Annotated in this window: 12 protein-coding genes and 1 pseudogene; 10 read left to right on the forward strand and 3 right to left on the reverse strand. The window is 71.2% G+C overall.

Annotation, left to right across the window (positions count from 1 at the left end; all coding sequences use genetic code 11):
• Nucleotides 1–37 precede the first annotated feature (37 nt).
• The gene (locus tag ACZ5VQ_RS02490; protein WP_362070762.1) at nucleotides 38–754 is read left to right on the forward strand and encodes a FadR/GntR family transcriptional regulator; all 717 of its coding nucleotides are present in this window, start codon (nucleotides 38–40) and stop codon (nucleotides 752–754) included.
• A gap of 105 nt (nucleotides 755–859) precedes the next feature.
• On the opposite strand, the pseudogene ACZ5VQ_RS02495 reads toward ACZ5VQ_RS02490, so the two are convergent.
• Nucleotides 860–1,429, reverse strand: a pseudogene (locus tag ACZ5VQ_RS02495) (phosphotransferase family protein); the annotation flags it as partial.
• Nucleotides 1,430–1,521: 92 nt separating this feature from the next.
• On the opposite strand from ACZ5VQ_RS02495, the gene ACZ5VQ_RS02500 reads away from it, so the two are divergent.
• On the forward strand, nucleotides 1,522–3,054 hold the full coding sequence (locus ACZ5VQ_RS02500) for a DUF4419 domain-containing protein (protein ID WP_469103292.1): 1,533 nt from the start codon (nucleotides 1,522–1,524) through the stop codon (nucleotides 3,052–3,054).
• A 102-nt stretch (nucleotides 3,055–3,156) separates the two neighbouring features.
• Here ACZ5VQ_RS02500 and ACZ5VQ_RS02505 read toward each other — a convergent pair whose 3' ends face one another.
• Nucleotides 3,157–4,230 (reverse strand): alkene reductase, encoded by a 1,074-nt coding sequence (locus ACZ5VQ_RS02505; RefSeq protein ID WP_469103293.1) that lies wholly within the window; start codon nucleotides 4,228–4,230, stop codon nucleotides 3,157–3,159.
• Between the two features lie 143 nt (nucleotides 4,231–4,373).
• On the opposite strand from ACZ5VQ_RS02505, the gene ACZ5VQ_RS02510 reads away from it, so the two are divergent.
• From ACZ5VQ_RS02510 to ACZ5VQ_RS02545, 8 genes are all read left to right on the forward strand, one after another.
• Nucleotides 4,374–4,751 carry a MerR family transcriptional regulator gene (locus ACZ5VQ_RS02510; RefSeq protein WP_469103294.1) on the forward strand — a complete coding sequence of 126 codons (378 nt, stop codon included), beginning with the start codon at nucleotides 4,374–4,376 and terminating at the stop codon, nucleotides 4,749–4,751.
• 63 nt (nucleotides 4,752–4,814) lie between these two features.
• Entirely contained in the window at nucleotides 4,815–5,666 is an 852-nt protein-coding gene (locus ACZ5VQ_RS02515) for a class I SAM-dependent methyltransferase (protein ID WP_469103295.1), read from the forward strand.
• A gap of 48 nt (nucleotides 5,667–5,714) precedes the next feature.
• Nucleotides 5,715–6,251 carry a hypothetical protein gene (locus ACZ5VQ_RS02520; protein ID WP_469103296.1) on the forward strand — a complete coding sequence of 179 codons (537 nt, stop codon included), beginning with the start codon at nucleotides 5,715–5,717 and terminating at the stop codon, nucleotides 6,249–6,251.
• Nucleotides 6,252–6,320: 69 nt separating this feature from the next.
• On the forward strand, nucleotides 6,321–7,841 hold the full coding sequence (locus ACZ5VQ_RS02525; protein WP_469103297.1) for a HEAT repeat domain-containing protein: 1,521 nt from the start codon (nucleotides 6,321–6,323) through the stop codon (nucleotides 7,839–7,841).
• Between the two features lie 110 nt (nucleotides 7,842–7,951).
• On the forward strand, nucleotides 7,952–9,385 hold the full coding sequence (locus ACZ5VQ_RS02530) for a hypothetical protein (RefSeq protein WP_469103298.1): 1,434 nt from the start codon (nucleotides 7,952–7,954) through the stop codon (nucleotides 9,383–9,385).
• Nucleotides 9,386–9,495: 110 nt separating this feature from the next.
• A complete protein-coding gene (locus tag ACZ5VQ_RS02535) occupies nucleotides 9,496–10,758 on the forward strand; it encodes an AAA family ATPase (protein WP_469103299.1) in 1,263 nt (420 codons plus the stop codon).
• Nucleotides 10,755–12,026, forward strand: coding sequence for a vWA domain-containing protein (locus ACZ5VQ_RS02540; RefSeq protein WP_469103300.1), 1,272 nt, complete (start codon nucleotides 10,755–10,757; stop codon nucleotides 12,024–12,026). Before ACZ5VQ_RS02535 ends, ACZ5VQ_RS02540 begins: the two co-directional genes overlap by 4 nt.
• Nucleotides 12,027–12,297: 271 nt before the next feature.
• Nucleotides 12,298–13,275, forward strand: a complete 978-nt coding sequence (locus tag ACZ5VQ_RS02545) for a phosphotriesterase family protein (protein WP_469103301.1) — start codon at nucleotides 12,298–12,300, stop codon at nucleotides 13,273–13,275.
• Here the strand turns inward: ACZ5VQ_RS02545 and ACZ5VQ_RS02550 are convergent.
• Nucleotides 13,272–14,198, reverse strand: coding sequence for an AraC family transcriptional regulator (locus ACZ5VQ_RS02550; RefSeq protein ID WP_469103302.1), 927 nt, complete (start codon nucleotides 14,196–14,198; stop codon nucleotides 13,272–13,274). The genes ACZ5VQ_RS02545 and ACZ5VQ_RS02550 overlap by 4 nt on opposite strands.
• Nucleotides 14,199–14,215: the final 17 nt, after the last annotated feature.

A 14,215-nucleotide genomic window follows, 5' to 3' on the forward strand; every position in this document is an offset into this window, starting at 1 on the left:
CTCGGTGGTGCCGCCGGCCCGTCAGGGGAGGAATCGGATGTCCGCAGTCGACAAGGCGTTCCACGGTCTGCGTCACATGATCGCGACGGGGCGTCTGGGCCCGGGAGACCGCATCCCGCCCGAGGCCGAGCTCGGCGAGGAACTGGGCGTCTCGCGGGGCCCGCTGCGCGAGGCCGTACGGATGCTCGCGGCGCTCGGTGTGGTGGAGCCGCGGCACGGTTCGGGCACCTACGTCTCCCAGCTCCGGCCCGAGGACGTCATCGGAAGTCTGTCGCTGACCCTCGAACTCCTGCCGCTGTCCGGCCTGTTGGAGGTCTACGAGATCCGGCGGGTGCTGGAGGCACACGTGGCCGCCAAGGCCGCCGCGCGCCGGACCCCCGAGACGGTGAAGACGCTCTACTCGCTCATCGAGTCCATGGAGGCGACCGAGGACCCCACCGAGGCCTCGGAGCTCGACCACCGTTTCCACGCCGAGGTGGCTCGGGCCGCCGAGAACCCCACGCTCGCCTCCCTGCTCGCGGTCTTCCGCGCCCGCTCCCGCAAGTACCAGGTCTTCACCCTCCCCGAAGGCCCCGAGATGCGACGCAAGAGCGACGCGGACCACCGGGTCCTCGCCACGGCGATCGCCGACCGCGACCCGGGCGCCGCCGCCGGCGCGGCCGAGGCCCACGTCGCCCAGACGGAACGGTGGCTGCGGGCCTTCATGCCACCGGTGGAGGAGAACGACGACGGACCGGAGGACACCCCGAGCTGACACCCGCTCGTTCTCGGAGCGGGGTCGGGCGCGCTCATCCGTAGCGGGTGAGGAGTGCCTGGAGGTAGTCCTCAGGCCGGTGGGTGAGCGTCATGGGTGTGAGGGCGGGGGCGGACGACGGATGACGTCCACGGTCCGTCGCCACAGCTCGGGCCGCCGTGTGCCTTCGGGCGACCGCACGCGATCGGGTGCCGTCCAGGCCTCGTACGTACGCGGCCGTGTCCGTGTCGGCACGAACAGCCCATGGATGTCGGCGAGTTGTTGAGCCAGCAGCTCGGTCCTGCGGGGCACGTCCTCTTCGTCCAGCCTGACGCGTCCCGGCAACCAGGACATCAGGAGCGAGGGGTGGTCGCAGTGCTCTGCCAGGGCGTCCACACCGTGGAGGTCGGCGACCGGCACGGGCGTCTCCGCGAGGAACCTCAGCATGTCCGCTTCGCGCGTGAGCAGCCCGTGCGCGTGCTTGACGAAGAAGGGCTTGACGAACGACCGCAGGACGAGCGACCGGGGTTCACCCTTCCCGGGTTCGCCCTTCCCTTCGATGTCGAGACGGCGCATCTGCGAGGTCCAGCCGCCACGAAGCGGGACGACGGCCTTGATGCGATCGCCTTCGCCCAGTGTCTTCTCCACCCAGGCACGGGTGTTGGACCAGCCTCGATCGTCCACTGCGGCACCCATGACGTCCGCTTGCTCCCCCGCGTCCACCCCCGCCTGGCGCCCGCGACAGCCTACTGATCACCGGCTAACCCGGAACGCCATAGGATCGTGCGATGGTGACCTTCGAGATCGACGATGTGACGCCCGCTGTCGAGCCGTTGCCCACCCGGCCTCTCGGTGACCTGGTCGTGGACGCGCTCGCGGTCGGCGGTGACCCGAGCACCCCGCTCATCGAGCCGAACGGTGTGCATCCGCTGCTCGGGGCTGTGGGGCGTGCGTTCGCCGATCATCGTCGGCTCGTACTGACTCCGGACGCGGTGTGGCTGACGATCGCGCAGGGCCTCGCCCAGCACATCCGTCTGCACGCCGAGGAACTGCGGCCGCGACTGGTGCGTCACGCGGGTCGCAAGCGGCTCACCGTGGCCGTCGACGGGCAGCTACCGGACGACCCCAACTCCTGGCAGGACGCTGTGGAGTTGTTCCACAAACTGCTCGCGGCGGAGATCGACGACACCGGCACGACCGCCGGCCTCTTCGAGTGCGACTTCTCCACCAGCACCGACGTCGAGCGGGTCGCGGGACGCATCGTCATGCTCGACGCGTACGCGCCGTACTTCGCCCTGTGGATGACCTTCGTCTGCGGCATCCCGTCGGTCACGTTGACCGGCACGGTCGAGGACTGGCAGCGGATCCGTGCACGGCTGGACGCGGTCGCCGATCTGGGCCCGGAGACATGGTGCCGGTCGCTCGTCCCGATAACCGACCAGTTCGTCCGTGCCGCGGCAGGCGACGTGGACACCGCGTTCTGGCGCCGCATCTACAGCCCGGTCGACGCCTACGGCGGCGAGGTGGTCACCGGATGGATCGCCCGGTTCTATCCGTACCTGACCCGCCACGGCACCGTCACGAGGCCGAATCCACTGCTGGAGCTTCCCCTCGACGAACCGCGCGACCTGACCCTCGACGGCATGTTCTACCAGGGCCCCGGCGTGCGCAGCGACGACGTGCCGGCGACGCTGTCGCGGCTGGTCGTCCACATCAACGACCGGGTGGGAGGCGACAACCGAGTGGTCGCCCTGCACGCCGGACTCGTGGGTGTCGGCCAGGACGACGACGGATCGCTGCGGCCGGTGGCCGGCTGGCATCTCGCGCCGGCGGCGGTCGAGATGGACGACGTGATCGACCGGATCGTGCGTGACCATGCCACCACCCCCGCGCAGTCTCCGGACGGGCTCTGGTTCGAGGGGTGCGCGGACGTGGTGGCGCTCTACAGTCGTATCGGCTCCGCGACGCTGTTCGACGATGCCTGGCGACTCCGGCCGATCGCCGACCGCCGCACGGTGTGGCGCGGCCACCGCGCGCACTCGATCGCCGTCGTCATCGATCTAGCGGACGGTCGGAGTCTCGGCGCGGTCGACAACTCCCGCACAGGGACGACCCATTGGGTCGTCTGCCGGATCGAGGAAGTACCGTCCGACGGCACGGAGACGAACCGTCCGCGCCTCCGTCTCGTCGACGAGCCGAACGAGGTCCCGGTGTACGGCACTTCACTCGCTCTCCTCCTCGACACGGCCCTGGACTCGGGCGGTGACATCGCACACCTGGAGACCGGCCGACTCGACGAACTGGACCGCGACATCGCCTGACCGGGGCGACCGGACACAGGGCGCGGGAACCGGCGAGCGGCGCGCCGCAGCGCGAGCCACCCGGCGGGCCCCCGGTCGGACCCCCCGGTCGGGCCCCCGGTATCAGGCGCTGTACTGGTGCGCCGGATACGTCAGGTATCCCGCGTCGCCGCCCTGGTAGTAGGTCGCCTCGTCGACGGGCGCGACAGGCACACCCGTGCGCAGGCGTTCCACCAGGTCGGGGTTGGCGATGAAGGCGCGGCCGAAACTGATCAGGTCCGCGCCCAGACCGAGCCAGTGGTCGGCCTCGGAACGGCCGGTCTGCTTGGGGCCCATGGGGACGACCGGGTTCATGACGAGCGTGCCGGGCCAGGCACGGCGCAGCGCCACCAGCACCTCTTCGTCCGTGGTCGCTTCGAGATGGACGTACGCCACCTCCAGCCGCGCCAACTCGCCGAGCAGGGCGCTGTAGAGCTCCGTGACCTCCGTCTCCCGCACGCCCCAGAAGGTCCCGCCCGGGGAGAGCCGGATGCCCGTGCGCGCCGCGCCGACCGCCTCGACGGTCGCGGACACCGCTTCGACGGCGAACCTGATCCGGTGGGCCACGGAGCCTCCGTACCGGTCCGTGCGCAGGTTGGCGTTGGACGAGAGGAACTGCGAGATCAGGTATCCGTTGGCTCCGTGCAGTTCCACTCCGTCGAATCCCGCGTCCACGGCCCGGCGTGCCGCGTCGGCGTATGAACGGGCGTGCTCCGGGACTTCCGAGGTCTCCAGCGCGCGGGGCACGGGGACCGGCTGGGGCCCGGTCGGCGTGAACACCTCGCCGACGGCGGGCACGGCCGACGGGCCCACGGGCCGCATGCCCGTGGTGTCGGGATGCGAGACGCGCCCGCCGTGCATGAGCTGGGCGAAGATCCGTCCGCCGTTGGCGTGCACGGCGTCCGTCACCGGCTGCCACGAGGCCTGCTGCTCCTCGGTGTGCAGGCCGGGCGTGCCCGGGTTGGACTGCCCGATCAGACTCGGCTGGACGCCCTCGGACACGATCAGCCCGGCGGTCGCGCGCTGGGCGTAGTAGGTCGCCATCGACGGCGTCGCCAGACCACCGGAGGCGGCCCTCACCCGGCTCATGGGGGCCATCACGACGCGGTTGGGCAGCGTCAGTTCGCCGAGCTGATGGCGCTGGAACAGGCTCGTCACTTCAGGACTCCTTCGCGATCCGCTGTACCCGGTGCCGGGCACAGCGGTTACGCTAAAACCTGACATTGACGTCAGGGGCAAGGTCTGTGTCGCAGGTAACAGTGCCTGTGTCGCAGGTGACAACGGGGAGCGGGGAGAACGGCATGCGCATCGGAGAGCTCGCCGAACGGGCCGGCGTCAGCGTCCGGTCGCTGCGCTACTACGAGGAACAGGGCCTGCTCACCAGCACGCGCAGCGCCAGTGGTCAGCGGCACTACACGGACAACGAGGTCGAGCGAGTCACCTTCATCCAGCGGATGTACGCGGCAGGTCTGTCCAGCCGGACCATCACGGAACTGCTCCCCTGCGTCGACTCGCCCAGCGAGGAGAACTCGGACGCCGCCCTCGAACGCATGGGCCAGGAACGCGACCGGCTCACCGCACACATCGCGGAACTCGTTCAGACCCGCGACGCCCTGGACGGCCTGATGACCGGGGCCCGAGCTCACCGCGAGCAGTTCCAATCGGCCGCATCCGCCTGACGTCACCCCGGCGCCCGGCCCGACGCGGTGACACGGGGCAAAGCAGGGCGTCACCATGTACGTATGACGGACGAGACGATCGTGAACACGCATCAGGCCGAGGCCTGGAACGGCTATGAAGGCACCCACTGGGCCGACCACCAGACGCGCTACGACAATCTCAACGACGCCGCCAACGAGCCTCTCCTGGCAGCCGCCCGCATCAAGGACACGGACGCGGTCCTCGACATCGGCTGCGGCAACGGACGTGTCGCCCGCCTCGCGGCCGGCCGAGGAGCCCGTGCCCTCGGCGTCGATCTGTCCGTGCCGATGCTGGAGCGGGCCAGGGCGAGCGCCGCCGAGGAGGGGCTCGACAACGTCTCCTTCGTGCAGGGCGACGCCCAGGTGTATCCCTTTCCCGAGGCGGGCTTCGACGTGGCGCTCAGCCGCTTCGGGGTGATGTTCTTCGCCGATCCGGTGGCCGCGTTCGCCAACATCGGGCGGGCTCTGCGGCCGGGCGGACGCCTCGCCTTCGTCTGTCCGCAGGCCTTCAGCCGTATGGAACAGTCCGTCGTCCTCGCCGCCGTCGCCGAGCATGTGCCCCTGCCCGACCTGTCCCAGGACACGAAGACCGGCCCCGCCTCCTTCGCCGACCCCGAACGCACCACGGGCGTGCTGCGCGACGCGGGCTTCGAGGACGCCGACGCCGAGGCGATCGAACGGACACAGCTGTGGGGCGCGGATGCGGAGGACGCCGCGACCTTCCTCTTCGGTTGGGGTCCCATGCGGCACTGGCTGCGGGACACCGACCCGCTGGCCACGGAACGCGCCCGGCTCGCGGCGGTCGACGCCTTCCGCGCCTACGAGTCGGACACCGGCGTACGGCTGACAGCCCGCCTCTGGCTGGTGACCGCAACCTGGCCGGGGAGCGCGTGAACGAGCCAAGCGCGGGGCGGGAGCAGCGATGGGAAAGGAGGTAACGGCATGAACCGGCCGCTTCTCTACCTCGACGTGGACGGGCCGCTCAACCCCTACGCCGCCAAGCCGCACCGGCGGCCCGCGGGGTATGCCACGCATCGGATGAAGCCCGAGGGCTGGATCGCCCAGCACCCCGGCACGCCGCGGGCCTACGTAAAACCCCTCCGGGTCTGGCTCAACCCCGAACACGGCCCCCGTCTGAGGGAGTTGGGCGGGCGGTACGACCTGGTGTGGGCGACGACCTGGGGCGTGGAGGCCAACACGTACATCGGGCCTGTCATCGGCCTTCCCCGGTTGCCGGTCGTGGACTGGCCCACGACACACGACATACGCCCGGACGGCACGTTCTGGAAGACCCGTCACCTCGTCGCGCACGCCCAGGGCCGCCCGTTCGCCTGGGTCGACGACGACCTCGACGACACCGACCGCGCTTTCGTCGCCTCGCACCACGGGAGCCCGGCGCTTCTCCATCATGTCGACGCCCGGATCGGCCTGCTCGACACCGACTTCGCCGTCCTCGACTCCTTCGCCCGCGCGCTGTGATCCCCGGCGGACCCGGCCCTGCCGTACAACCTCCGAGCTGCTCGGAAGTCTTCCTTTCCGGGGTGGAACATGGGGTCGGAACACCAGATCGCCTTCTTCCTGAGGGAGTTGGCGGGACGGAACACGCAGCGTCGCGTGGCGGCGGCGAAGGGGCTGGGCAGGGTCGGCCGTCGCGAGCACGCCTGGGTGCTCGCCGAGGCGGCCGGTGACCCGGTGCCCCAGGTGCGCGAGGCCGCGGCCATCGGCCTCGGCCGACTCGGGGTTCCAGAGGCGGGCAAGGCTGTGCTGCCGCTCCTGATGGGCGACATGGATCCATGGGTACGCCGCAGGGCCTCGCTCGCCGCGATCCACCTCGAACTTCACGGCGACGGGATCGTACGGGCCTTCGCGGAGCTGCTCAAAGACCCGGAGTACCACGTCCGTATCAACGCTCTCGTCGGGCTGACGGCACTGGGCGTACCCGGAGATGTCCCGGCGCTGGTGAGCCTGCTCGGCGATCCGGACGGCGCCGTGTGGGGCCGGGCCCGCAGTCTGATCTACGTGCTGAGGGACGATCCGGCCGTGAAGGCCGAAGTGATCCGGACGGCCCGGGAGGGCGACGCCGCCGCACGCGTAGAGGCGCTCACGCTGCTGCCGCGCCAGTGCACCGAGCGACTGCTCGACTCACTGCTCGCGGGGCTGCGCGACCCGTCCCCGGACGTACGGATCGCGATGGCGGGACGGCTGTCCGACGTGGAGACGCCACAGGTTCGAGACGCCCTTGCCGCAGCTCTCGACGCCGAACGGAGCCCGGCCGTGGCAGCGCGCCTGCTGCGCATGCTGGAACAGCCGGACGACCGGCAGCTGATCGGCCCGGCACGGAGATGGCTTCGCGACCCGGTGGCCGGCCCTGCGGCCGCTCACGCGCTGGGCGAGGTGGACACCGGGACCGCCGTGGAACTCCTGCGCGGCGTCATCGCCGACACGGCCATAACGGGACCGACGCGTGCCGCCGCCGCGAAAGCCATCGGCGAGTGCGGGAGATGGGACGCCGTGTGGCTGCTGCTCCCGCTGCTCGACGACCCGGACACGGACGTGCAGGCAGGTGCCGTCGACGGCCTGGGCGCGGCCGTCCACGGCGGGCTGAGTCTCTGGGAGCGTCGGCCCGTGACCCGCGCCCTGATCGCCCGCCTCGCGGCGGAGCCGAGCACCGCATGGCGGACGGGCTATGCCCTGATCGGGCTGGCGGACGCCCTGCCTGCCCTGCGACGCCTGGCCGACAGCACCGAGGAGAGCGAGGTCCGGGCTGCGGTGCTCCGGCTGCTCGTCCCGGAAGAGGATGGCCCCAGTCACGACGGTTACGGCGGTTACGGCGCTGAGGAGGACGTACGCCGCTTGGTGCGGGGTCTCGACGACCCTCAGGATCCGGTCCGGTACAGCGCCGCGCTCGGTCTGCAGGAGTGGCTCAAGGTCGGCTTCGCGCTGCCGCCCGACCGCGATGCGCTGCACGACCGGCTCATGGACCTGGCCTGGGAGGACCCGTCCCCGCGGGTACGACAGGCCCTCGCCGCCGTGCTCCAGGCCCTCGCCGATCCAGGTGGCCGGAACTGACTGCCACGGAAAACCACCTGACAGGTCGACACGAGGGCGCTACTGTCGCTCGCGATGACGACTCACTCTGTTGACAGAATGGGGGTCCCGTCCGCGCAAGGTGAGTGCTGATGCTCACTGACGCCGCGTACGAGGATCTCCGCCTTTCCTTCTGGCCGCGCGTGCGAGAGTTCGCCGTGCCGCCCTCCATGATCGAGACTGCCACCACCCGTCGCCTCGCCGGGGACTGGGCAGGGGCGTGCGCCGCCGCGGGCGTCGATGTCGATCTCGATCTGCGGTCCCTGGCTAGAACCCGAGGCCGGGATCTGGCCGCACAAGTCCGCGTGGATCTCCGCCACTTGGCGCCTGATCTGTTGCGCTGGCACATGCCGAGGATCGCTCCCCACGGGTTGCTGCGTCCCGGACTGACGATCGCTCTGACGCGGTACGACGCGGTGGAGCGTGGCGGCCCGGGCACGCCTGACGGCCCTGGCCCGGTGTCTCTGGTGGTCCGGACGGCGCCCGCCTGGGCGGATGCCGGTCAGCGCATCAGCCTCGCGCTGTGGGACGGGTCCCCTGCCGATGCCGGCGCCCTCCGTCACCCGCACCCCCGTCCGAACCGGCGGTTCCGCCTCGATCTGCACCGTCATCTGTGGGACGCGCGCAGAAGCGAAGAGCTACGCGTCCGGTCGGGAGCCGATCGGCCGGCCGACGAGGTCCTTCCCCCGGTGAACCCGGATGTGCCGGAGCCGGTGCCGTGGGATCCACGTTGCGCCGTCGACCGGTGGGCCGCCGAGGCAGGGATACTGCTCCGCGCCGAGGAACGGTCCACCGGTACCGTCGCCGTGCGGCTGGGGTCCGGGCAGCGGTTGCTGCTGGACCTGGTCGCGGACGGTGAGGGCGCGGGACAGCCCGGGTTCACCGTCGCGGTGGCGCGCACGAGAGGGACCACCGCCGCGCTGCCCGTGCTGCCCGACGCGGCGACCTGGACGCTGCCCGACCTGGAACTGCTCCGCAGTGGTTCGATCGAGGTCGATCGGCTGCACCCGCTCGTCGCTTCGGCGTTGGCACCGGGCCACTCCCCGAAAGGTCCCTCCCGGACCCCCGGGCGGGCGACCGCCGTGCCAGGGCAACCGCACCTCGTGGAGTGCCGGGGAGAACAGCACCGGATCGGCCTGGTCGACGGAGTCCTGTCGCCGCTCGACCACGACCCCGCCGAGATCCGCCGGGAGGAACTCCTGGCGGAGCTGACCGGCACACCACTCCCCTGCCTCCAGGTCATCGACACGGCCCACCGTCGTCCGGACTGCCTCACGGGAGTCCGGGAACGCCTCCACCACGGCGACATCGCCGGAGCACTGGCCGTCGTCGAGGGCCTGCTGGGCCCCGACGCACTGCTGCGCGACGGCGCGCTGCGGGACGAACTGGAGACGGCCGCGCGGCGGCGCATCGCCCACGGGCTCTTCCGGGCGGACCTCGTCGGCCCGGGACCAGGACGGGTCCGCCCAGGTCTGCCTCGCCCTCGCAACCACCGCTCCCATCCACGCCACACGACCGGCCACTGATCCAGGGGCATCTCTGCCTGCCTTCCACTCGCCCCGGTCTTCTGCTCGCCCCGGCCTTCTACTCACTCCCGCCTTTACTCGCCGCTCCACGAACCCTCAGGTGATCAAACATGCCCTCATACAGCCCGTTCGCCGCGCCCGACGCACCCTCCGACCCGACGCACATCTCCCAACTGGACATCGCCGGCGACCTGTTGGCCCGCCTGCGCGACACCACCACGGAACCGCGCCCCGACGTCCAACTGGAGGCCCTGACACTGGCCGTCGCCGCGGACCTGCCCGTCCTTCTCTGGGGCGAGCCGGGTATCGGCAAGACCGCGGCCCTGACACAGCTCGCCGCGTCCCTGGACCTGCCACTGACCACCGTCATCGCCAGCGTGCACGAGCCGTCGGACTTCTCCGGGCTGCCCGTCATCGGCGACGATCCCGCGGAACAGGGCGTCCCGATGGCCCCGCCGGACTGGGCCGTCCGACTGGTACGGGCCGGCCGCGGGCTGCTGTTCCTGGACGAGCTGTCCACCGCGCCTCCCGCCGTGCAGGCCGCGCTGCTTCGCCTCGTACTCGAACGACGCATCGGCGCCCTGCAGTTGCCGCCCGGCGTACGCATCGTGGCCGCCGCCAACCCGCGGTCCTCGGCGGCCGACGGCTGGGAGCTGAGCCCGCCCCTGGCCAACCGGTTCGTCCATCTCCAGTGGACCCACGACCACGACGTGGTGGTTCGCGGACTCGGCGGGACCTGGCCGCGGGCCACACTGCCGCGGCTGGATCCGGAGCAGCTGCCGGAGGCCGTGAGCTTCGCCCGCCGCGCCGTCTGCGAACTCCTCTCCGCCCGCCCCGGACTCGTACACCGGCTGCCCAGCAACGAGACGCGTCGGGGCGGACCTTGGCCGTCTCCACGGAGCTGGGAGATGACCCTGTGTCTGATCGCCTTCGCGACCGCGGCCGACTCCTCCAGGGAGGTGCTGTCCCTGCTGGTCAGGGGAACCGTGGGAGACGGCCCCGGTCTTGAACTGCTGGCCGGCCTGGACCGTATGGACCTGCCGGACCCCGAACTGCTGCTCGCCGACCCGGAGTCCGCCGTCCTGCCCGAGCGGGGAGATCTGCGACAGGCCGTGCTCGACGGTGTCGTGGCGGCCGTCCGCAAGCGCCCGGACAAGGCGCGCTGGGACGCCGCCTGGGCACTTCTGGTGCGGGCACTGGACACCGGAGCCCCGGACCTTGTGGTCGTCCCCGCGACCACTCTCGCCTCGCTGCGACAACAGGACTGGGACGTTCCTGCATCGATCGAACGGCTCGCCGGAGCGGTGTCCATCTCCCGGCGGGCCGACCGGGCGGCGGCCCGGGCCGCGGTCGCCACCAAGGCCAGTCGGTGATCCCGGAGCCGACGAGGGCGCTGGACCTCGACAAGCTCTTCGCCGCCCGACTGCAGGCGGCCCGGGCCCGGCCCTACCTGGCGACGGCGTTGTTCGCCCTGCACGCCGTGGAGTCGCGTTCGGTGCCGACGATGGCCGTCGACCGGCACTGGCGGTGCTACGTCTCACCGGCGTTCGTGGATCACACACCGGTGGAGGAGCTGGCCGGTGTGTGGGTGCACGAGGTGTCGCACCTGCTGCGCGACCACCACGGGCGCAGTGACAGGGTCGCGAAGGAACGCGGGCTGACCGGCCCCGGGGAACGCCTGCGGATGAACATCGCCGCGGACTGCGAGATCAACGACGACGTGTACGGCGACGGGCTGGCCTGGCCCCAGGACATCGTCGAACCGGGCTCCCTGGGACTGCCCGAGGGGCAGCTCATGGAGGACTACCTGCGGCAGTTCCGGCTCGGGCCGCGCACCCAGAGCCACACCTGGCTGGACTGCGGCAGCGGGGCGGACGGTCTGGACAGGGAGTGGGAGCTGGGACCGAACGGCGCGCAAGGCCTCAGCGCCCAGGAACGCGACGCGGTTCGGTTCCGGGTGGCGCAGGGCATCAAGGGCCGTCCGGGGAACGCCCCGAAGGCGTGGCAGCGGTGGGCCGAGGAGGCGTTCCAACCACCGCAGCCGTGGCGGGAGTTGCTGGGCGCGGCGATCCGTTCGGCGACCTCGGGCTCCGGCGCGGGCCAGGACTACAGCTACGGCCGACCCTCACGCCGCTCGGCCGGGGTGCCGGGCGTGGTGCTCCCCAGTCTCCGGCGCAGACCGCCCCGGGTCTCCGTGATCATCGACACCTCCGGCTCGGTCAGCGACGCCGAACTGGGCAGCGCGCTCCGCGAGGTTGCCGCGATCTCCCGTGCCGTGGGCGGCCGCCGGGACCTGGTCTCCGTACTGCCGTGCGACGCGGCGGCCGACGTCGTGCACCCGCTGTGCCGTGCCGAGGGGATTCCGCTGCTGGGCGGCGGGGGCACGGACCTGCGCACGGGTTTCGCCAAGGCGCTCCGTACCCGGCCGCGGCCGGACGTGATCGTGGTCCTGACCGACGGCCAGACACCCTGGCCGAGCGCGCAGCCGTCCTGCCGGACGGTGGTGGGCCTGTTCCCGCGGCCGTACGACTCCGAGCCGTACTCCGGATCGTCGGACGAGGACGATCCCGAGTACGTCCCCGACAACCCGCCCGCGTGGGCTCGCGTGGTGGAGATCGGCTCGGCTCCCGCCGTTCGTTGATCCCTTCAGGTCAACTCGCGGACCGGGTTCAGGAGTTCATGCCCGTGGCCCGTTGACGTGATGTCCGGCTCGGCGGCCCCGGCCGGACATCACGCCTGTGCGAAAGGACTGCGCGCCGACGCGAAAGACGGCGTCCCACGGCGCTGCGAGAGTCGTCACCAGGCCGAACCCGGGGCTGTCCTCGGAGCGACGGTTCGACAGCAGCCCTCTCCCACCACACCCCGGCCGCCCGCTCGACGGGCGGGTCCCGGGCGAGCATCGAAGGATCCGCATGACCTCGACCCCGCAGGTACAGACCGTCCGCGGCCCCGTGGCGGCAAGTGACCTCGGCGCCGTACTGATGCACGAGCACGTCTTCGTCCTCAGCGAGGAACTCCGGCAGGCCCTTCCGGAGACCTGGGACGAGCAGGAGCACATCAGCGACGCCGTGACCCGGCTGAAGGCCCTTGCCGCGACCGGAGTCACCACCATCGTCGACCCCACCGTCATCGGCCTCGGACGCGATGTCGCCCGAGTCGCCCTGGTGAACGAGCAGGTCGACCTCAACATCGTGGCGGCGACCGGGCTTTACACGCTGGCCGGCATCCCCGACTTCTTCCGCTACCACGGACCGGGCACGATGCTCGGCGGCCCCGAGGGCATGACCGACCTGTTCGTCCGTGAACTCACCACGGGCATCGCGGACACGGGCATCAGGGCCGCGTTCCTGAAGTGCGCGATCGAGGACGAACTCACCCCGGGTGTGGAGCGGGTGATGCGGGCGGTGGCGCAGGCCCATCTGCGGACCGGTGCTCCGATCACGGTGCACACCAGCGCGAGCGCCCGTACGGGCCTCGTCGCACAGGACGTCCTGCGCAGCGAAGGTGTGGACCTCGGGGCGGTCGTCATCGGCCACAGCGGCGACACCGCCGACCTGGACTACCTGCACCGGCTCATCGACAACGGCTCGTACGTCGGAATGGACCGCTTCGGCCTCGACATCCTCCTGCCCACCGACCGGCGGGTGGCGACCGTCGCGGCTCTCGCGCGCGAGGGGTTCGCCGAGCGGATGGTCCTGTCGCACGACGCGTCGTGCCACATCGACTGGTTCCCGCCCGGCGTCCGGGAGCAGATCGCGCCCAACTGGCACTACACCCACCTGCACGACGAGGTGCTTCCGGCGCTGCTTCGCGTCGGCGTCACCGAGGCGCAGCTCACCACCATGCTGGTGGACAATCCCCGCCGGTACTTCAGCCCGCCCAACGGCTAGCCACGTCTGGCTTCGCGGGGCGTCATGCCGAACTCCGACCGGAACGCGGTGGCGAACGAGGCATGGCTGCCGAAGCCGCAGGAATGGGCGATCTCCGCGATCGAGTACGTGGCCCAACTCGCACTGACCAGACGGGCTCGGGCGACGTTCAGCCGTTCGCGGCGGATGAGGTCGCGTGAAGTGGTGTTGGCCGCCTGCAGCACCTGCTGGACATAGCGCGCGGACCAGCCGAGCGCCCGCGCGACGCCGACGACGTCCAGGTCCCTGTCGCAGGCGTGCTCGCGGATGTAGCGCCGGATCGCGGCCTCGACCGTCGCTCGTTGCCCGGTGGGCGCCGAATCGTCGCCGCCCTCCGCTGCCAGACACACCAGGTCCAGCAGCCGGTCGCACGCGATGTCGAAGGTCGACTCGGAGAGTTGGTCGCGCTCCTCGTGCAGTGTCGTCGTCAACTGCCGGATGACTCGGCCCAGTCCGCGGGCACCGCTGAGTACGTGCGGCCCCCCGGCCGCGACAGGGCTGCGCCCGGCGACGTTCTGGCCGGCCATGAGGAAGGAGATCCCCACGAGATCGTCACCGTGCGCGAATGTCAGCGGACGGTCGATGTCGCACAACACCATGCTGCCGGGCCCTATCTCACCGGACGACGACCCCTGTTCCACCCAGGCCGTCCCGGCGAGCGGTACGAGGAGTTCGTACGTGCCACGGGGATCGGACCGGATGTGCCGGGTGTCCCTGCTGACCACTTCCTCTCCGCCGGCGCACAGGGCGAGGCCGTAGGCCTTCGACCGCTGCCACTCCAGGCGTCCTGCCCACGGAGCGTGGCGATCCGGCACTTTGATGCGGCTCGCGCCGTGGAGGTCGGAGAAGACCTCGTCCCAGGCGCTCGCCGAGGAGACCGTGAGGTCTTGGCTCCAGGAAGACACGCCTCATCGTATGGGCC

It is taken from the genome of Streptomyces sp. NPDC033178 (assembly GCF_055577685.1).

Bases quoted from the DNA above. Each gene is read 5' to 3' on its own strand.
- ACZ5VQ_RS02490 (WP_362070762.1), top strand. From the start codon at position 38: ATGTCCGCAGTCGACAAGGCGTTCCACGGTCTGCGTCACATGATCGCG.
- ACZ5VQ_RS02500 (WP_469103292.1), top strand. From the start codon at position 1,522: ATGGTGACCTTCGAGATCGACGATGTGACGCCCGCTGTCGAGCCGTTG.
- ACZ5VQ_RS02510 (WP_469103294.1), top strand. From the start codon at position 4,374: ATGCGCATCGGAGAGCTCGCCGAACGGGCCGGCGTCAGCGTCCGGTCG.
- ACZ5VQ_RS02515 (WP_469103295.1), top strand. From the start codon at position 4,815: ATGACGGACGAGACGATCGTGAACACGCATCAGGCCGAGGCCTGGAAC.
- ACZ5VQ_RS02520 (WP_469103296.1), top strand. From the start codon at position 5,715: ATGAACCGGCCGCTTCTCTACCTCGACGTGGACGGGCCGCTCAACCCC.
- ACZ5VQ_RS02525 (WP_469103297.1), top strand. From the start codon at position 6,321: ATGGGGTCGGAACACCAGATCGCCTTCTTCCTGAGGGAGTTGGCGGGA.
- ACZ5VQ_RS02530 (WP_469103298.1), top strand. From the start codon at position 7,952: ATGCTCACTGACGCCGCGTACGAGGATCTCCGCCTTTCCTTCTGGCCG.
- ACZ5VQ_RS02535 (WP_469103299.1), top strand. From the start codon at position 9,496: ATGCCCTCATACAGCCCGTTCGCCGCGCCCGACGCACCCTCCGACCCG.
- ACZ5VQ_RS02545 (WP_469103301.1), top strand. From the start codon at position 12,298: ATGACCTCGACCCCGCAGGTACAGACCGTCCGCGGCCCCGTGGCGGCA.